The sequence below is a fragment of the Streptomyces venetus genome (genome assembly GCF_039540295.1).
Classification (GTDB): domain Bacteria; phylum Actinomycetota; class Actinomycetes; order Streptomycetales; family Streptomycetaceae; genus Streptomyces; species Streptomyces venetus.
In genome coordinates this window covers 580,661-598,154 of record NZ_BAABET010000006.1, presented here as the reverse complement: position 1 = coordinate 598,154, position 17,494 = coordinate 580,661, and the positions used below count along the sequence as shown (strand labels likewise).

Genomic DNA, 17,494 nt, shown 5'->3' with positions numbered 1-17,494 from the left:
CAAGTCGCTTGCATGGATCCCGTTCGGTGAGCTCCAGGAGCCCGCGTACGGAGCCGTGGTCAGGCAGTGTCGGGCTCGGAACCTCCGAGCGCCCCCAGGATCCGCTCGGCCGCCAGGGTCGGCGTCAACCCGCCCTCCCTGACCCGCTGTTCGAGCACCGGCGCGAGAGCCCGTACCGCCGGGTCGGCCTGGAGCCGGCCGAGGAGTTCGTCGCGGACCATGGTCCAGGTCCAGTCGACCTGCTGGTCGCGGCGCTTGGCGCTGAGGCGGCCGGTGGAGTCCAGCAGGGTGCGGTGCTGCTCCAGGCGCTCCCACACGGTGTCCAGACCGGCCGACTCCCGGGCGCTGCAACTGAGCACGGGCGGTGTCCAGAACGCGTCCTTGCCGTGCATCAGCCGCAGCGCGCCCGCCAGTTCGCGGGCGGCGGCGCGGGCGTCGCGCTCGTGCGGGCCGTCCGCCTTGTTCACGGCGATCACGTCCGCCAGCTCCAGGACGCCCTTCTTGATGCCCTGCAACTGGTCGCCGGTGCGGGCGAGGGTGAGCAGCAGGAAGGAGTCGACCATGTTCGCCACGGCCGTCTCGGACTGGCCGACACCGACCGTCTCCACCAGGACCACGTCGTAGCCGGCCGCCTCCATCACCACGATCGACTCGCGGGTCGCCTTGGCGACCCCGCCCAGCGTCCCCGCGGTGGGGGAGGGCCGGACGAAGGCCGCCGGATCGACGGCCAGCCGCTCCATCCGCGTCTTGTCGCCGAGGATCGAGCCACCGGTACGGCTGGAGGACGGGTCGACGGCGAGCACCGCCACCCGGTGCCCGAGCCCCGTCAGCATCGAGCCGAACGCGTCGATGAACGTCGACTTGCCCACGCCCGGCACCCCGCTGACGCCGATCCGCCGCGCCCGCCCGCTGTGCGGCAGCAGCTCGGTCAGCAGCCGCTGGGCCAGCTCCCGGTGCTGGGGTCGGGTGGACTCGACGAGTGTGATGGCGCGGGCGACGATCGCCCGCTTCCCGTCGAGGACACCCTTCACATACGCGTCGACATCGATCACAGGTCGTGCCCGAGGCCGTCCGACAGCCGCTTCACCAGGTCGTACGCCGCGTCCGGGATCACCGTCCCGGGCGGGAAGACCGCCGCCGCGCCCATCTGAAGCAGAGTCGGCACGTCCTGCGGCGGGATCACCCCGCCGACCACGATCATGATGTCCTCGCGCCCCTCCTCGGCCAGCTGCTCCTTGAGCGCCGGCACGAGGGTGAGGTGACCGGCCGCCAGCGACGAGACGCCGACGATGTGCACGTCCGCCTCGACGGCCTGCCGGGCCACCTCGGCCGGGGTCTGGAACAGCGGGCCGACGTCCACGTCGAAGCCGAGGTCGGCGAAGGCGGTGGCGATCACCTTCTGGCCGCGGTCGTGGCCGTCCTGGCCCATCTTCGCGACCAGGATGCGCGGGCGGCGGCCCTCGGCCTCCTCGAAGTCGGAGACCAGGGCTCGGGTGCGGTCCACGGACGGGGACTCCCCTGCTTCGTTGCGGTACACGCCGGAGATCGTACGGATCTGGCTCGCGTGCCGGCCGTACGCCTTCTCCAGGGCGTCGGAGATCTCCCCGACGGTGGCCTTCGCACGGGCCGCGTGCACCGCCAGCTCCAGCAGGTTGCCCTCGCCGCCGGCGGCCCGGGTCAGCGCGTCCAGCGCGTCCTGGCAGGCCCGCTCGTCCCGCTCCGCCCGCAGCCGCCGCAGCTTCTCGATCTGCTGCGCCCGCACGGAGGAGTTGTCGACCTTGAGGACCTCGATCTGCTCGTCGCTGTCCACCCGGTACTTGTTCACGCCGATCACCGGCTGCCGGCCCGAGTCGATCCGGGCCTGGGTGCGGGCCGCGGCCTCCTCGATGCGCAGCTTGGGGATGCCCGCGTCGATGGCCTTGGCCATACCGCCCGCGGCCTCGACCTCCTCGATGTGCTGCCAGGCCCGCCGGGCCAGGTCGTACGTCAGCTTCTCCACGTACGCGCTGCCGCCCCACGGGTCGATCACCCGGGTCGTGCCGGACTCCTGCTGGAGCAGCAGCTGCGTGTTGCGGGCGATGCGCGCCGAGAAGTCGGTCGGCAGGGCCAGCGCCTCGTCCAGGGCGTTGGTGTGCAGCGACTGCGTGTGCCCCTGCGTCGCCGCCATGGCCTCGACACAGGTGCGCGTCACGTTGTTGAACACGTCCTGCGCGGTCAGCGACCAGCCGGAGGTCTGCGAATGGGTGCGCAGGGAGAGCGACTTGGCGTTCTTCGGGTCGAACTGCCGCACCAGCTTCGCCCACAGCAGGCGCGCGGCGCGCAGCTTGGCGACCTCCATGAAGAAGTTCATGCCGATCGCCCAGAAGAACGACAGCCGGGGCGCGAACGCGTCCACGTCCAGGCCCGCCTCCCGGCCCGCGCGGATGTACTCGACACCGTCGGCCAGCGTGTACGCCAGCTCCAGATCGGCCGTCGCACCGGCCTCCTGAATGTGGTAGCCGGAGATGGAGATCGAGTTGTAGCGCGGCATCCGCTGCGAGGTGTACGCGAAGATGTCGGAGATGATCCGCATCGAGGGCTTCGGCGGATAGATGTAGGTGTTGCGGACCATGAACTCCTTGAGGATGTCGTTCTGGATGGTCCCCGCCAGCTTCTCCGGCGGTACGCCCTGTTCCTCCGCCGCCACGATGTACAGCGCCAGCACCGGCAGCACGGCACCGTTCATCGTCATCGACACGGTCATCCTGTCCAGCGGGATCCCGTCGAACAGCTGCCGCATGTCGTAGATCGAGTCGATCGCCACGCCCGCCATGCCGACGTCACCCGTCACCCGCGGGTGGTCGCTGTCGTAACCCCGGTGCGTGGGCAGGTCGAAGGCGACCGACAGGCCCTTCTGCCCGGCCGCGAGGTTGCGCCGGTAGAAGGCGTTCGACTCCTCGGCCGTGGAGAAACCGGCGTACTGGCGGATCGTCCAGGGCTGGTTGACGTACATCGTCGGGTACGGGCCGCGCAGATACGGGGCGGCGCCCGGGTACGTCTCCAGGAAGTCCAGGCCCTCCAGGTCCCGGCCGGTGTACAGCGGCTTGACCGTGATGCCCTCCGGGGTCTCCCAGAGCAGGTCGTCCCCGCCGGACGCGTTCTTGACGGCCGTACGCCACTCGTCGGGGCCGCCGCCGGAGGCCGGGGTCCCCAGCTCGATCCCGGAGAAGTCGGGGATTCCCATCAGGACACTCCCATGCGGTCGAGGGTGGCGGACAGCACGGCGACGGCGTCACAGCCCGCGAAGACGTACGAGTCGACACCGGCGTGGTCACCGGGCCGCCCGGCGAGGAACACGTGCGAGGCGCCGGCGGCCTTCAGGGCACCCGCGGTGGCCTCGGCCTGCTCCTCGTACACCGCGTCGCTGGAGCACAGCACGGCCTCCGCCGCGCCGCTCTCCTCGAAGGTGCCCTCCGTGACGGGCTCGATGCCGCCCGCCTGGAAGAGGTTCGACGCGAAGGTGAGGCGTGCGGTGTGGGCGGCGGCCGGGCCGAGCGCGGCCAGGAAGATCCGGGGCCGGGAGCCGGTCGCGGCGAGATGGGCGTCGGAGCGGGCGCGCAGCTCCTCGTACGCCTCGTCGCGGCGCACCCGCGGCAGCCCGCCGGACGGCGGTTCGGGTGCCGGGTCGCGGACGACCGGCTTCTCCGCGAGGTGGGGGAACTCGCTGACACCGGTGACCGGTTCGCGCCTCTTGGCCAGCCTGCCGCTGCGGGCCTGCCAGGTGTCGGCCAGGTCCTGCGCGAGGTCACCCGAGCGCAGGGCGGCGGCCATGCCGCCGAGCCGCTCGATCCGCTGGAAGAACTCCCAGCCCGCGTGGGCGAGTTCGTCGGTGAGCCGCTCCACGTACCAGGAGCCGCCCGCCGGGTCGATGACCCGGGACAGGTGCGACTCCTCGATGAGGATCGTGGAGGTGTTGCGGGCGATCCGCCGCGCGAACGCGTCCGGCAGGCCGAGGGCGTGGTCGAAGGGCAGCACGGTGACCGCGTCGGCCCCGCCCGCCCCGGCGGCCAGCGTGGCGATGGTCGTCCGCAGCATGTTCACCCACGGGTCCCGGCGCGTCATCATCACCGGAGACGTCACGACGTGCTGGAGCTGCGCCCCCGCGCGCGGCGCACCGCACACCTCGGCCACCCGCGCCCACAGCCGGCGCGCGGCCCGCAGCTTGGCGATCGTCAGGAACTGGTCGGCGGTCGCCGCGTACCGGAACTCCAGTTGCGCACAGGCCTGTTCGACGCTCAGCCCGGCCCCGGTCAGCTCCCGCAGATACGCCACCGCCGTGGCCAGCGAGCAGCCCAGCTCCTGGGCGGCCGAACCACCGGCCTCGTGGTACGGCAGCGCGTCCACGGTCAGCGCCCGCAGGCCCGGGTACTCCTCGGCGCACTGCCGCGCGAGACCGGCCGCCGGCGCGAAGTCGCCCCGCTGCCCGCTCCGGGCCTGATGACCCAGCGGGTCCGCGCCCAGGTTGCCGCGTGCCGCGTCCCGGGCGACACCGCGCTCCTGGTACAGCCGCAGCAACTCGCGTGCGGCGGGCTCGGTGTCGGATCCGGCGTCCAGGACGACGGACACGAGGTCGAGATAGACGCCGTCCAGGACCCGGCCGAGCTCCGGCACGGGGATGCCGGAGTCGCCGACGCCCAGCCACAGGGAGGTGACGCCGTTCTCCAGATCCGCCAGCACCGGTTCGCCGTCGGCCACCGTGTGCCGCTGCCGTACGTCCCAGCCGCCGAGGGTGTTCCCCTCGGGGCGGCCGCCGCGCACAAAGGGCGCGAACCCGGGCAGGCCCGGCTCGGGCGCGGAGTCGTGGGCGGTGTAGAGAGGGCGGGTGCGCAGCCCGTCCTCCAACGCGGTGGACAGGGCTTCCTCGGCTTCGGCGCCCTCCACGTCCTTGCCCGACTTGCGCAGCACACCCGCCACAAGGCGCTGCCACTGCTCGTGGGGCACATCAGGGAACTCGCCGGCCAGCTCAAGCCCGTCGTCAGGCAGGACCGTCATGCTCGGATGCTAGGCCAGGACTCGAAGGAGCAGCAGTGGGCAACGCTGTGACCTTGCCCTCGCCGTGGCTGTGGTCTGCCTCATCCGCCGGACGCGCTGGGCGCGAAGTCGGTTTCCTTCGCCGTGACGATCCGGGCGCCCATGTTGCGCTCCATCATCTCCAGGGCGGCGGACGCCAGATGGGGATGGATCGAGGCGACGGCGTCCTTCGGCACCGTGACGCCCAGATGCCGGATGTGCGCGTCGAGAGCGGAGTAGAGGACGCACTGCTCGGTGACCTGGCCGGTCAGCACCACGTGTCCGACGCCCAGGCTCCACAGGAGGTAGGACAGGGGCGTCTCGAAGAAGACCGAATGGCGTGCCTTCAGTACGAAGAGCGACTGGTCGTCGGGCCGTATCGGCTCGATCAGGTCGGCGTGCGGGCGGCTCAGCGCCGCGTCCAGCAACTCTCCGTGGTGCGATCGCCACAGCCCGAAGTTGTCGTTCACGTAGATCACGGGAGCGTCCGCCTCACGGGCGCGGCCGATCAGCTCCGCCAGCACGGGCACGACCTCCTCGACGGACGGCACGAGGAGTTCGGCGTCCTCGTGGTCGTAGGTGTTGATCATGTCGATCACGATCAGAGCCGACCGTGTCGGGTCCGGCTGCCGTTCCATGACCTCCGCCGTCCGTCCGGTGCTGTCACGCATGTGGTGCGGCGGGTTCTCGGGGTGGGGGAAGTCGCAGCATGAGGTCTCCCGAGTGGAGCGCGTGGAGCGTGTGGTGTGGGTTCCGGGACGCACCGCCGAGTACCCGGTGGCGCGGTGGGCCTAACGAGGGGGCGTCCACGGCCGCAGCTTTTCCGGATTGCGGACCACCCAGATCCGGGTGACGCGCCCGTCGGAGACGTCGAACGAGGCCACGGTCATGACGACGCCGGCACGCTGCGCCACGAGGCCCGGCACGCCGTTGACCGACCGTTCCAGGAGTGCGAGCCCCGGGGTCTTGCCGGCGATGGCGGCCATGTACTGGGCGATGCGCGCGCCGCCCTCGACCGGGCGCAGGGCGGCGCCGACCATGCCGCCGCCGTCGGCGGTCATCACGGCGGCCGGGTCGAGGAGACCGACCAGGGCCGCGATGTCCTGGGTCTCCCAAGCCTCCTTGACCTGCCTCACCACGTCGGCCCGGCTGGTCGCGGTCGCGGTCGCGGTCGCGGTCGCGGTTGCCGTGGCCGTCGGTGGTGTCGTCGCCGTCTCGGGAGCGCGCGCGGCGCTCACCCGCCGCCGGGCGGAGGCGGCCAGTTGCTTGGAGGCCGCCGGGGTCCGGCCGAGCACGTCGGCGATCTCGGCGAACGGATACCGGAAGACGTCGTGCAGCACGAACGCCACCCGCTCCGCGGGCGTCATCGACTCCAGGACGACGAGGAAGGCCATGGTCACCGACTCGTCCAGCACGATCTGGTCGGCGGGGTCCGCAGGGCCGGCGGGGCCGGCCCCTCCCGCGTGGTCCCACTCCGTGCGGTCGGGCAGCGGCTCGGGCAGCCACGCGCCGACGTAGCGTTCACGGCGGGCCCGCGCCGAGCCGAGCAGGTCCAGGCAGATGCGGCTGGTCACCGTCGTCAGCCAGGCGCCGGGGGACAGGATCTCCTCCCGCCGGCTGCGTGACAGCCCGTACCAGCGCGCGTAGGCATCCTGCACGGCGTCCTCGGCCTCGGTCACCGAACCGAGCAACCGGTAAGCGACGTTGATCAGTTGGCGTCGCTCGCCGGCTACGCCGTCCGTGCCCGCCCCGACCGTCCCCATGCTTCCGGCAGCCCCCTCGCCTTACCTTTCGCAGACCCGTGTCGTCGGGCTGGTGAGACCTTATCGATCTGCTGCCCGAGGGCGGAAAAGGGGACTGTGACATGGCCACTCAGGTGACGACGACGGCGAACACGCGGCGCGGCTCCTCCTTCCTGCGGATCGCGATCGCCGTGCAGACCCTGACCATCTTCCTCCAGGCGGTCTCCGCCGGACTGCTGCTGACCTCGTCCTACGGGGAGACGCTGCACAGCGCCGGGGCCCGTGTGATGTACGGGGCGTCGATGCTGTACCTGCTCGCGGCGGTGCTGGCGTGGAAGCCGGGCGGCGGCTCGCTCCGGCCCGTCCGGCACGCGTCGGGTTTCCTCGTGCTCGCCTCGGCCCAGGTGGTGCTGGGTATCGCGCACGTCCCGTCGGTCCATCTCCCCCTCGGTGTCCTGATGTTCGGCCTGAGCGTGCTGGCGCTGGCCCGGCGCTGAGGTGTTGCCTTCGCATTCGTCCATTGCAACGAAGCGTTGCGTTTAAATCTCACTCATTGCATCAATTTACCGCGCTTCAGCAGGTGTTATAGCTTCTCCGGGATTGCCTGGATCGTGAATGCAACGTAGCTTTCCGTCGAAGTGAACATGTGGTCGCGAGATGAGGAACGGTCATGAGTGAGTCCCTGCACACCGTCACGACGCTGCCGACGACCCGTCAGGCCGGCTGCCCCTTCGACCCGCCGGCGGAGCTGCTCGAAGCCCGCGGGCACGGCCCCATCAGCCGCTACACCCACCCCGGCGGCAGACCCGGCTGGCTGATCACCGGGTACGACCTGGTCCGGTCGGTCCTCGCCGACTCCCGGTTCAGCTCGCGCAAAGAGCTCCTGAACGTGGGCGACTTCGAGGTCCCTCCGGCGCCGCCCGGCGAGTTCCTCCTCATGGACGACCCGCAGCACCGCCGCTACCGCAAGCCGCTGGCGGGGAAGTTCACCGTGCGGCGGATGCGGCTGCTCTCGATGCGCATCGAACAGATCACCGCCGACTGCCTGGACGCCATGGAGAGGACCGGGCCGCCGGCCGACCTGGTGACCGCGTTCGCCAAGCCCATCCCGACCATGGTCATCTGCGAGCTGCTGGGCGTGCCCTACGAGGACCGGGGCTCCTTCCAGGAGCAGATCGACACGTTCATGGGCGGGGAGGTGAGCGACGAGGAGCTGATCGCGGCCTACACCGCGACCCAGGAGTACCTCGCGGAACTGGTCGCCGCCAAACGCGCGCACCCCACCGACGACGTGCTCAGCGAACTCACCGACAGCGATCTGAACGACGAGGAACTGAAGGGGATCAGCCTCATTCTGCTGGCCGCCGGCTTCGACACCACCGCGAACATGCTGTCCCTCGGCACCTTCGCGCTGCTGCGGAACCCGGCTCAACTGGCCGCGCTGCGCGCCGACCCCGCCCTCACCGACCAGGCCGTCGAAGAGCTGCTGCGTTACCTGAGCGTCGCCAAGACGTTCATGCGGACGGCGCTCGAGGACATCGAGCTGGGCGGCACGACCATCGAGGCCGGCACGACGGTCGTCCTGTCGTACCACACCGCCAACCGCGACCCCGAGCGCTTCACCGACCCCCATGTGCTCGACCTGCGGAGGCAGGACGCGGGCGGGCACCTCGCCTTCAGCCACGGCATCCACCAGTGCCTGGGGCAGCAGCTGGCCCGCGTCGAGATGCGGGTCGCCTTCCGCGCGCTGATCGACCGGTTCCCCACGCTGCGCCTGGCCGTACCGGCCGAGGAAGTCGTCCTGCGCCCGGAGACCGCGGACATCTACGGCGTGAAGAGCCTCCCGGTCACCTGGGACGCCACGTCATAGCGAGTCGAGGCAGTCGTCCGCGCCGGCGAGGGCACGGGCGGCGTACGTGATGCGGATGACGCCGTCGGCATGCCGTTCGGTGCGTGCGCGGACGCCGAAGACGTCCCCGAGTATCCGCGGGGTCAGTACGTCCAGGACCGGTCCTGCCGCCACCACGGTTCCCCCGTGCAGGACGACCAGGTGGTCGCAGAGCCGGGCCGCCAGGTCGAGGTCGTGCAGGACCGCCAGCGTGGTGATGCCGGTGGCGCGGATGAGGTCCAGCAGTTCGAAGCGGGCGCGGATGTCGAGGTGGTTGGTGAGTTCGTCCAGCACCAGGAGCCGGGGGGCCTGGGCCAACGCGCGGGCCAGCAGGACACGTTGGCGTTCTCCACCGGACAGGGAGGCGTAGTCCCGGTCCGCGAACGGGCGTAGGCCGCAGCGGTCGACGGCGTCGGCCACGGCCCGGTGGTCCTCGGCTCCGTCGCGTCCCAGCAGACCGTGGTGGGGGGCGCGGCCGAGAGCGACGATCTCGGTGACGGTCAGTCCGGTGGTGTTGCCGCCGCCGTCCTGGAGGACGGCGGCGGTGCGGCGGGCCGCGGTGCGGGGGGACAGCGCCCACACGTCGTCCTCACCGACCCTGACCACACCGTCCGCCGGTCGCAGCGAGCGGTAGACGGTGCGCAGCAGGGTGGACTTGCCGCTGCCGTTGGGGCCGACGAGACCGACGATGTCGCCCTTGCCGGCCACAAGGCTGACATCGCGGAGGATCGGGTTGCGGTCGAGCGTGACGTGGAGCCGGTCGACGGTCAGTTTCATGGTTCTAGTCCAGGCCCTTGTTGCGGCGCAGCAGCCACAGGAAGAAGGGAGCTCCGAGCAGAGCGGTGAGGATGCCCAGGGGCATTTCGTTGGGGCGGTCGAGGGTGCGGGAGAGCAGGTCGACGAGGACCAGATAGACGGCTCCCAGCAGGGCGGTCAGGGGGAGCAGCCGCCGGTGGTCGGCGCCGGTGGTCAGGCGCACCAGATGCGGGACCATCAGGCCGACGAATCCGATGCCGCCGGCGACGGCGATGACGGTTCCCGTCAGCAGCGCGGTGAGCACCAGGAGTGCGGCGCGCAGCCGGCCCACGTCGACGCCGAGCGCGGTGGCGGACTCGTCACCCGCCAGCAGCGCGTTGAGCCGTCGGCCGAAGAGAGTGAGCAGGGTGGTGATGACGAGCACCACGACGGTGACTGTGGGGAGTTGGTCCCACCGGGCGCCGGAGACGCTGCCCAGCATCCAGAACATGACCGTCCGCAACTCGGTCGGCGTCGCCTGGAGTTGCACGTAGCTCGTGGCCGAGAGGAAGACGTAGCCGACGGCGACGCCGGCCAGTACCAGCCGGGTCGGCGCCAGGCGGCCCCGCCGCTGTCCGAGGGCGAAGACCAGCGCCCCCGCGGCGACTGCGCCGAGGAAGGCGGCCGCCGGCACCCCGAGCCCGGCGAGCACCGCGCCACCGCCGAGGGTGATGACGAGGACCGCGCCGAGCGTGGCACCGTAGGAGAAGCCCAGCACGACGGGGTCGGCCAGCGGGTTGGACACGACGGTCTGCAGCACGGCGCCGGTCACGGCCAGGCCCGCGCCGACCAGAGCGGCCAGCACCACCCGGGGGGTGCGGAAGTTCCAGACGATCTGGTCCAGCGCCGGGTCGGTGGGACCCGCGCCCGCGCCGGTGACATGGTGGAGGACGATCCCCCACACGTCACCGAGCGGGACGTTGACCGCGCCGACGCTGATCGCCACGATCATGGTGACGATCAGTACGACGGGCAGGAGCGTGAACGCCAGCGGAGTCCTGAGCCCGGTCAGAACGCCTCGGGGTGCAGCATCCTCGCGATCTCCTCCACGGCCCGGTCGTTGCTGGGGCCCAGGTACATCGAGTCGGACAGCGTCACGTACGTGTTGTTCTCGGCGGCCGGCCACTGGGGGAACTCCTCGAGCAGTTTCTCGGCGTACGCCGCCGGGTCGGGGTCGTTGTAGCCGATGACGACGAGGGCGTCGACGTCGGTGGCGGCCACCTTCTCCTTGCTCAGGTCCGCGAAGGTGGTCCTGGAGGCGTCCTCGAAGGCGTTGGAGCCGCCGGCCTTGGCGAGGATGTCGTTGACGATGCCCTTGCTGAGGACCGAGCTGAAGTCGTTGCCGCCCATGGCCATGTTGGAGAAGAGCACCATGACCTTCGGCTTCTTCTTGCCCCGGACCTTTTCGGAGACCGCCGCGATGTTCTCCTCCGAGGCGGCGATCAGCTTCTCCGCCTTGTCACCGACCTGGAAGATCTTTCCCATGTCGCGCAGCAACCGGTAGCTGTCGGCGACGGTCATCCTGGAGGGGTCGTCGTCGCAGCCCTGCGGGGAGACGTAGCTGTTGGCTCCCACCTGCTCCAGCTGCTCGCGGGTGGCGAAGCCGTTCTTCTCGTCGAAGCCGTACGTGGTGACGGACAGGACGAGGTCGGGGCGCAGGCCGATCATGGCCTCGCGGGGGATGTCGTAGGCCTCGTTGAGTTCGATGTCGCCGGTGGGCAGGGCCTTGATGGCGGCGGCCCGGCCGGAGACCTCGGACATGCCGTAGCTCTGCTGGTTGGCGACGATCCTGTCCTGAAGGCCGAGAGCGAGGAGGGTGGAGACCTCGGCGACCGAGGCGCCGTTCATGACGACGACCCGGCTGGGGTCCTTCCTGAACGTCTCGCTCCGGCCGCAGTTGTCCAGGGTCACCGGGTATCCGCTCTTCGAGTCCCCGGTCGCCGTCGTGCTCGTCCTGTCGTCGTCGGAGGAACCGCCGCATGCCGCTGTGAGCAGACAGAGGGCCGCGGCCAGAGCGGTGGTGACGGGCCGGGTCATCGGCATCCGGGCCCGGGCTCCCCGACATGCGCCGGCGATCAAGAGCTCCGCCAGACGACGCCGCGCTGCTCGTACTCCATGACGGACTCGACGCCTACGGCGACCGATGCCCCGCATTCGCGGGTGATCATCCAGAGCGCCAGGTCGATTCCACTGGTGACACCGCCCGCGGTCACCAGGTTCCCGTCGTCCACGACCCGTGCGTCGATCACCCTGCCTCCCTGGGCGGCCAGTTCGGCCTTGGCCAGGTGGTGTGTCGTGCACGGACGGCCCTTGGTCAGGCCTGCCGCGGACAGCACCATGACTCCCGTACAGACACCGGCGACGACGACTCCCGCCTCCTGTGCCCGTACGAGGTTGCGCAGGACATCCGGATCGTGGATCAGCCGGTCACCGCCGCCCGGCACGATCAGAAGGTCGGTGTCGGTGGGCTCCCACGCGGTCGGCACCCGGACCTGCGTGCCGAAGAAGCATGTCACCTCGCCAGGGGCCGACGGCCGCACCAGTGTCGTCTCCACCTGGCCGCCCGCCCGCACGGCGTGCCCGAACACGTCACGCGGCCCGATGGCGTCCTGCTCCTCCACCCCGTCGTACATGAGGATCTGCACACGTAAAGGCATCGTCTGTGTCTCCTTGGCCGGTGAAGCGCTCATCGCTCTTCGGGAGCAGAGCTGACTCGCCCCAGGAGTCGGTCGCGCCGGCCACTTGGTTCCCGCGACATACGGGCTGAGTCGCGGCCAGAACCTGTCCGCAAGCCCCGCTAGCGTGCCTGCCATGACGAACACCAAGCGGAGCGTCACCGGCACCGCGCCCCACCTCGGCGCCCGTGCCCTGGGCCGCGCCACCCTCGACCGGCAGCTGCTCCTGCGCCCCGCACGGCTCTCCGCCGCCGCGGCCGTCGAGCACCTGGTCGGCCTCCAGGCGCAGAACGTCAGGCCTCCGTACCTCGCGCTCGCCGCCCGTCTCGACGGTTTCGCCCCTGAGGCGCTGTCCCGGCTGATGGCCGAGCGCGAGGCGGTCCGGATCGTCACGATGCGCTCCACCATCCACACCCACACCGCGCACGACTGCCTCACCCTGCGGCCGCTGATGCAGCCCGTCATGGAGCGGGGACTGGCGAACTTCCGCAAGGGTCTCGCCGGTGTCGACACGGACCGGCTCGCCGTCCTGGCCCGCGAGCTCGTCGAGGCCGAGCCCCGCACCATGAAAGAGCTGCGCGAGGCCCTGCTGCGGGAGTGGCCCGACGCAGATCCGCAGGCGCTGGCCATCGCCGCCCGGTGCCTCCTTCCGCTCGTGCAGGTGACCCCACGCGGGCTGTGGGGGAGGAGCGGTCAGGTCCGTCTGACCACCGCCGAGCACTGGCTCGGCCGTCCCGGCGCACCGGCCGCCACCATCGACGCGGTCGTCCTGCGCTACCTCGCCGCGTTCGGCCCGGCCTCCGTGCGGGACATGCAGACCTGGGCCGGGCTGACCCGCCTGGGCGACGCCTTCGAGCGTCTCCGCCCGCGGCTCGTCACCTTCCGCGACGACAAGGGCGCCGAACTCTTCGACCTCCCCGACGCCCCCCGCCCCGACCCGGACACCCCGGCCCCGCCGCGTTTCCTGCCCGAGTTCGACAACCTCCTGCTCTCCCACGCCGACCGCACCCGCGTCGTCCCGCCCGAGCACCGCGGCCGCTCCTGGCAGGGCAACATCGCCTACTGCACGCTCCTCGTCGACGGCTTCCTCGCCGGCCTGTGGCGACTGGCGGACGACGCACTCGTGATCGAGCCCTTCGACCGGCTGAGCAGGACCCAGCGGGACGAGGTCACCGCCGAGGGGGAGCGGATGCTGCGCGTGCTGTACCCGGGGGCCGCGTACGACATCCGGTTCGGCGTCGTACGGAGATGACCGCGACAGGCGGCATCGAACCCGCCCGCGGACATGGAGAGGGGGCGTTGCGGGCCGCTCGTGGAGGCCCGCAACGCCCCCTGGTATGTCACCTGAGGGTTGCTCAGGAGCTATCGAACGGTCACGAGTTGACCTGCGTGGTGACCAGGTTCGAGAAGGTGGTCAGCCGGGTGTAGACCCCCGGGTAACCGGCCTGGGCGCAGCCTTCGCCCCAGGAGGTGATACCTGCCAGGACGCCCCCGATGAGCAGGGGACCGCCGCTGTCGCCCTGGCAGGTGTCCACACCGCCGGAGGTCTTTCCGGCGCACACCATGTCGCTCTGCACGTAGTCGGAGCCGTAGGAGCTCGCGCAGCTGGAGTCGGACACGGTCGGTACGGTCGCGGTGCGCAGCTGGTTGGAGGAGCTGCCGCCAGCGGAGGTGGTGCCCCAGCCGAGGATGCGGGCGGTGGTGCCGGCCGCGTACACCGAGGTCTGCGAGGAGGAGACGTACGTCGCCGGGGTGTACGGCATCGACGTCGACAGCGTCAGCACGGCCACGTCGTCGCCGTTGGTGGCGTCGGTGTAGCTCGGGTGGACCCAGATCTTGCTGACCCTGCTGACCGTGCCGTTGGTGCCGTTGAGGTAGGTGCGGCCACCGACCACGCGCACGCTGCTGGTCGTCTCGCCGACCATGCAGTGCGCGGCGGTGACGACCTTCGTCGGGGAGACCAGCGTGCCGCCGCAGAACTGGTTCTGCGAGGCGTCCGTGATCTGCATGACGAACGGGTACGCGGACGTGGTGGTCGTCGTACCGCCGACGATCGGCTGGGGCGCGGCGACGGCCGTGGGGGCGGCGAGCAGCGCGGTCGTGGCGGCGGCAGCGGTCGCCGCGGCTACGGCGGCGGCCTTCTTGGCAGCGTTGAGCCCGAACATGGGTCTCCTTGGGGAGTTGCCGGTGGGGGGTCGCGCGGGTGGTGGTGCACGGGGACCCTGACGCCGTTGTTCGGATCTCCGTGTGCCCGGCGAGCGGCACGCCCCCAAGCTAGAACCCGGACGGGAGGTCTCCCAATGAGGGAAGCCCCTAAGGGAGTTGGGCAGGGAAAACCCTCGGTCGGGCCCGATCGAACCAGGTCGGGTCAGGTGCTGCGGCGGCCCGCGGCCAGCCTGACGATGTCCACCCGCGAGCGGATCCCCAGCTTCCGGTAGACCCGGGTGAGGGTCGCCTCGACCGTCTTGACGCTGATGAACAGGCGGGCCGCGATCTCCCGGTTGGTCGCGCCCTCCATCACCAGCGAGGCGACCTGACGCTCCATCGAGGCGAGCCCCTCCAGCGCGTCGAGCGCCACGGGCGGCGCCACGGAGGCGGGCTCCACCGCGGCCGGACCGGCCGCGACCGCCGCGTCGACCTGCCGCAGCCAGGGCAGTGCACGGCAGCGCCGGAACAGCCGGGCGGCCTCGTCGTACGACGCCGACGCCGGCAGGGGAGCGCCCCCGGCGCGAGGGAAGGCGGCGGCCCGGTCCCGCAGCCGGGCCAGGGCGAAGGCGGCACGGGCCTCCTCCAGGCCGTAGCCGAGCCTGCCGAGCCGGTCCCGCACGGACGTCAACCGGGCGACGGCGGCGTCGTGTTCGCCGCGTGCCGCCCGCACCAGCGCCTCGGCCCGGTCGAGCACGGCCAGCACGCTCTGCCGGCCCAGCCGCAGCGCGTGCGCCCGCGCCGTGTCGATGACGTCCTGCGCCTCGGCGGGTTCACCGATCCGGACGAGGGCCTCGGCGAGGTCGCCGTGCCAGCGGCCGCGCGCCGGGTCGTTGATGCCGAGGCCGTGCTCCAGCTCCCGCACCCGGCGCAGCGAACGGACCGCGGCCGCCGGGTCCCCGGCCACCAACTGGGCGTAGCCCAGCGCCGCGAGGGCCCGGGACAGGTACATCTGGTCGCCGTCGACCTCGGCGTGGTCGGCCGCCTCACGGGCGAGGGCCAGTGCCCGGTCGACGTCCCCGGCGGAGGCCTCCGCGAGGGAGGTGAGCATCGCCGAGGCGCCCTCGCCGATCCCGGAGTCCCGGGCGAGCCGCAGGCTCTCGCGGGCCAGGTCCAGGGCCCGCCCGCAGTGCCCGGTGCGCAGTTCCGTCTCGGCGAGGAAGCGCAGGAAGTGCACCTCGCTCTCGACCATGCCGCGCCGCCGCACCTCGCGCAGCAGCGCGGTGATCGTCGTCCGCGCCTCGGGCAGCTGGTCGCTCATGATCAGCCAGCGGAACCGGGCCGAGCCGGCGCCGTTGTGATGGCAGGCCACGTAGGGGTCCTGGGGTTCCTTCAGGGCCCGTTTGACCGTCGCGGGCGCGTCGGGGTGACCCATCAGGGTCTCGGTGGAGGCCTGGAAGGACAGCGCCATCAGTTCGGTGCGCCGGTCCGCGCCCCGGGCGGCCAGCTCCGCCGCGTGCGCGGCCTCCTGCCGGGCCTCGGCGAAGTCGCCCTCGACGACCAGGCCGCGCCAGGCCAGCTGGTAGTGGACCAGGGCGAGCAGCCCCGGGTCGTCGCCCGCGTCGGCGAGGACCTGCGGGAACACGGCGTCGACCTCGCCGAGGGCCTGGCCTGCCGCCTCGATGACCACCATCCAGGCGCGGACCCGCTCGGCGGGCACGGTGGCACGCGTCAGTACGTCGCGTGCGATGTCCCGGGCCAGATCGGCCTCGCCGGCGGTGATCGCGTCCTCGGCCGCCTGGAGACGCCGCTCGTCCGGGCCGGGCGTGCTGTCCGCCGGGGTGTGCCGGGCCGCGAGCAGCCCGAGCGAGGCGGCCACGGACGGTGCCCCGCGGTCCCGGGCCAGCGCCCCGGCCTCGGCGAGCCGGGCCGCCACCTCCGGGTCGGTGCCGGTGGTCGCCAGGGCCAGGTGCCGGGCCCGCTCGATCGGGTCGGAGGCGGCCGTGGACAGCGCGGCGTGCACGGCCCGCCGCTCCTGCGCCGGGGCCTCCGCGTACAGCGCGGCCGAGATCAGCGGATGCGCGAACCGTACGGCGGGGCCCTCCGTCTCGGTCGCCAGCAGCCCCAGGGCCGCCGCCTGGGCCGTCTCGGCCTCGGCGTGCTCCCGGCCGGCGGCGTGCAGCAGCGCCAGCGTGGGGCGGGCACCGGCACTGGCGACGAGGAGGGTGCGGCGCGCCTCGCCGGACAGCATCTCCAGCCGGCTCAGCACCAGGGCCCGCAGCGAGGTCGGCACGGGCAGCGGTTCGCCCGGCCGGGGCCGGGTGGGGCTCTCGGCGAGGGCGCGGCCCAGCTCCAGGGCGAAGAGCGGGTTGCCGCCGCTGGTGCGGTGGATGTCGCGGATCGTGGAGCGGGACAGCGGGGTGTAGCCGCGGTGGTCGAGCAGCGCCGAGACCTGGGTACGGGTGAGCGGGCCCAGCCGGACGGCGAGCGTGTCGGGCGGGGACGCGCGTAGATGACGGTCGTACTCCTGGCCCTCGGTCCGCACCGCGCACAGCATCTGCACGGGCGTGTCGCCCAGCCGGCGGGCCGCGAACCCGAGCAGCTCGGCACTGGCCGCGTCCAGCCACTGGAGGTCGTCGGCCACGACCAGCACCGGCCCTTTGGCGGCCAGCGTGCGCAGCGCCGACAGCACGGCGAGGCGCAGCGCGAGCCCGTCGCTCTGGAGGGTCGACTCGCCGCGGCCGGTCAGCGCCGATTCCAGGGCGGTGCGCTGGGCGGCGGGCAGCCCGCCGGAGACCTCGTCCAGCACGAGGCCGAACAGGTCGGCCAGCGCCAGGAAGGGCAGATGGGATTCGGACTCGGTGGCCGAGCAGCGCAACACGGTCCGGGCCGCCCCGCCGTAATCCGCGGCCAGCGCCCGCAGAACCGTCGACTTTCCAATTCCGGCAGGGCCGTGGAGCAGCACACTCCCGCCCCGGCCGAGCTGCTCACGCGCCGACGTGAACAGATCCTCCCGGCCGATGACCAGGTCGGGGCGGCTCCTGGAAGGCTCCTGGAAGTCCCGTCGCACGGTCACCGCCGCCCTCCCTGTGTCGTGTCCTGGCCAATATTAGGCAACAGCTCTTTGAATTTCGGACGGACGGTGTGGTGAGAGAAACGACAACGGGCCTCGGCGGACGAATTCTCCGGTCTCCCGAATG

General features: G+C 71.8%; 14 protein-coding genes. 3 read left to right on the top strand and 11 right to left on the bottom strand.

Going from position 1 to position 17,494, the window contains the following annotated elements:
* Nucleotides 1-59 precede the first annotated feature (59 nt).
* The 5 genes from meaB to sigJ form a co-directional block, all read right to left on the bottom strand.
* Nucleotides 60-1,052 (bottom strand): methylmalonyl Co-A mutase-associated GTPase MeaB, encoded by a 993-nt coding sequence (meaB, locus tag ABEA82_RS22700; RefSeq protein WP_345663422.1) that lies wholly within the window; start codon nucleotides 1,050-1,052, stop codon nucleotides 60-62.
* On the bottom strand, nucleotides 1,049-3,223 hold the full coding sequence (scpA, locus tag ABEA82_RS22695) for a methylmalonyl-CoA mutase (protein WP_345663421.1): 2,175 nt from the start codon (nucleotides 3,221-3,223) through the stop codon (nucleotides 1,049-1,051). Before scpA ends, meaB begins: the two co-directional genes overlap by 4 nt.
* Nucleotides 3,223-5,031 carry a methylmalonyl-CoA mutase family protein gene (locus ABEA82_RS22690; protein WP_345663420.1) on the bottom strand — a complete coding sequence of 603 codons (1,809 nt, stop codon included), beginning with the start codon at nucleotides 5,029-5,031 and terminating at the stop codon, nucleotides 3,223-3,225. Before ABEA82_RS22690 ends, scpA begins: the two co-directional genes overlap by 1 nt.
* An 80-nt stretch (nucleotides 5,032-5,111) precedes the next feature.
* Nucleotides 5,112-5,687, bottom strand: coding sequence for a cysteine hydrolase family protein (locus ABEA82_RS22685; RefSeq protein WP_345663486.1), 576 nt, complete (start codon nucleotides 5,685-5,687; stop codon nucleotides 5,112-5,114).
* A gap of 153 nt (nucleotides 5,688-5,840) precedes the next feature.
* Entirely contained in the window at nucleotides 5,841-6,812 is a 972-nt protein-coding gene (sigJ, locus tag ABEA82_RS22680) for an RNA polymerase sigma factor SigJ (RefSeq protein WP_345663419.1), read from the bottom strand.
* A gap of 101 nt (nucleotides 6,813-6,913) precedes the next feature.
* Here sigJ and ABEA82_RS22675 point away from each other — a divergent pair, with 101 nt between their 5' ends.
* The gene (locus ABEA82_RS22675) at nucleotides 6,914-7,288 is read left to right on the top strand and encodes a hypothetical protein (RefSeq protein WP_345663418.1); all 375 of its coding nucleotides are present in this window, start codon (nucleotides 6,914-6,916) and stop codon (nucleotides 7,286-7,288) included.
* 173 nt (nucleotides 7,289-7,461) lie between these two features.
* Nucleotides 7,462-8,661: a cytochrome P450 gene (locus ABEA82_RS22670; protein ID WP_345663417.1), complete on the top strand. Its 1,200-nt coding sequence runs from the start codon at nucleotides 7,462-7,464 to the stop codon at nucleotides 8,659-8,661.
* On the opposite strand, the gene ABEA82_RS22665 is transcribed toward ABEA82_RS22670, so the two are convergent.
* From ABEA82_RS22665 to ABEA82_RS22650, 4 genes are read right to left on the bottom strand one after another with little or no spacing between them, the layout of a single operon-like run.
* Nucleotides 8,656-9,456 (bottom strand): ABC transporter ATP-binding protein, encoded by an 801-nt coding sequence (locus ABEA82_RS22665; protein ID WP_345663416.1) that lies wholly within the window; start codon nucleotides 9,454-9,456, stop codon nucleotides 8,656-8,658. The genes ABEA82_RS22670 and ABEA82_RS22665 overlap by 6 nt on opposite strands.
* 4 nt (nucleotides 9,457-9,460) lie before the next feature.
* Nucleotides 9,461-10,426: a FecCD family ABC transporter permease gene (locus ABEA82_RS22660; RefSeq protein WP_345663415.1), complete on the bottom strand. Its 966-nt coding sequence runs from the start codon at nucleotides 10,424-10,426 to the stop codon at nucleotides 9,461-9,463.
* Between the two features lie 56 nt (nucleotides 10,427-10,482).
* Complete coding sequence (locus tag ABEA82_RS22655; RefSeq protein ID WP_345663414.1) at nucleotides 10,483-11,517, bottom strand: ABC transporter substrate-binding protein; 1,035 nt, start codon at nucleotides 11,515-11,517, stop codon at nucleotides 10,483-10,485.
* A gap of 32 nt (nucleotides 11,518-11,549) precedes the next feature.
* Entirely contained in the window at nucleotides 11,550-12,131 is a 582-nt protein-coding gene (locus ABEA82_RS22650; RefSeq protein WP_345663413.1) for a DJ-1/PfpI family protein, read from the bottom strand.
* A gap of 154 nt (nucleotides 12,132-12,285) precedes the next feature.
* Here ABEA82_RS22650 and ABEA82_RS22645 point away from each other — a divergent pair, with 154 nt between their 5' ends.
* Nucleotides 12,286-13,401: a winged helix DNA-binding domain-containing protein gene (locus tag ABEA82_RS22645; protein ID WP_345663412.1), complete on the top strand. Its 1,116-nt coding sequence runs from the start codon at nucleotides 12,286-12,288 to the stop codon at nucleotides 13,399-13,401.
* A gap of 121 nt (nucleotides 13,402-13,522) precedes the next feature.
* Here ABEA82_RS22645 and ABEA82_RS22640 read toward each other — a convergent pair whose 3' ends face one another.
* Nucleotides 13,523-14,314: a S1 family peptidase gene (locus ABEA82_RS22640; protein ID WP_345663411.1), complete on the bottom strand. Its 792-nt coding sequence runs from the start codon at nucleotides 14,312-14,314 to the stop codon at nucleotides 13,523-13,525.
* A 203-nt stretch (nucleotides 14,315-14,517) separates the two neighbouring features.
* A complete protein-coding gene (locus tag ABEA82_RS22635; protein WP_345663410.1) occupies nucleotides 14,518-17,370 on the bottom strand; it encodes an AAA family ATPase in 2,853 nt (950 codons plus the stop codon).
* Between the last annotated feature and the right edge of the window lie 124 nt (nucleotides 17,371-17,494).

Excerpts from the sequence above, each read along its gene's own strand:
- ABEA82_RS22690 (WP_345663420.1), bottom strand. The coding sequence starts at position 5,031 with ATGACGGTCCTGCCTGACGACGGGCTTGAGCTGGCCGGCGAGTTCCCT.
- ABEA82_RS22670 (WP_345663417.1), top strand. The coding sequence starts at position 7,462 with ATGAGTGAGTCCCTGCACACCGTCACGACGCTGCCGACGACCCGTCAG.
- ABEA82_RS22685 (WP_345663486.1), bottom strand. The coding sequence starts at position 5,687 with ATGGAACGGCAGCCGGACCCGACACGGTCGGCTCTGATCGTGATCGAC.
- ABEA82_RS22640 (WP_345663411.1), bottom strand. The coding sequence starts at position 14,314 with ATGTTCGGGCTCAACGCTGCCAAGAAGGCCGCCGCCGTAGCCGCGGCG.
- ABEA82_RS22650 (WP_345663413.1), bottom strand. The coding sequence starts at position 12,131 with ATGCCTTTACGTGTGCAGATCCTCATGTACGACGGGGTGGAGGAGCAG.
- ABEA82_RS22675 (WP_345663418.1), top strand. The coding sequence starts at position 6,914 with ATGGCCACTCAGGTGACGACGACGGCGAACACGCGGCGCGGCTCCTCC.
- ABEA82_RS22665 (WP_345663416.1), bottom strand. The coding sequence starts at position 9,456 with ATGAAACTGACCGTCGACCGGCTCCACGTCACGCTCGACCGCAACCCG.
- scpA (WP_345663421.1), bottom strand. The coding sequence starts at position 3,223 with ATGGGAATCCCCGACTTCTCCGGGATCGAGCTGGGGACCCCGGCCTCC.
- ABEA82_RS22655 (WP_345663414.1), bottom strand. The coding sequence starts at position 11,517 with ATGCCGATGACCCGGCCCGTCACCACCGCTCTGGCCGCGGCCCTCTGT.
- ABEA82_RS22660 (WP_345663415.1), bottom strand. The coding sequence starts at position 10,426 with ATGATCGTGGCGATCAGCGTCGGCGCGGTCAACGTCCCGCTCGGTGAC.
- ABEA82_RS22645 (WP_345663412.1), top strand. The coding sequence starts at position 12,286 with ATGACGAACACCAAGCGGAGCGTCACCGGCACCGCGCCCCACCTCGGC.
- sigJ (WP_345663419.1), bottom strand. The coding sequence starts at position 6,812 with ATGGGGACGGTCGGGGCGGGCACGGACGGCGTAGCCGGCGAGCGACGC.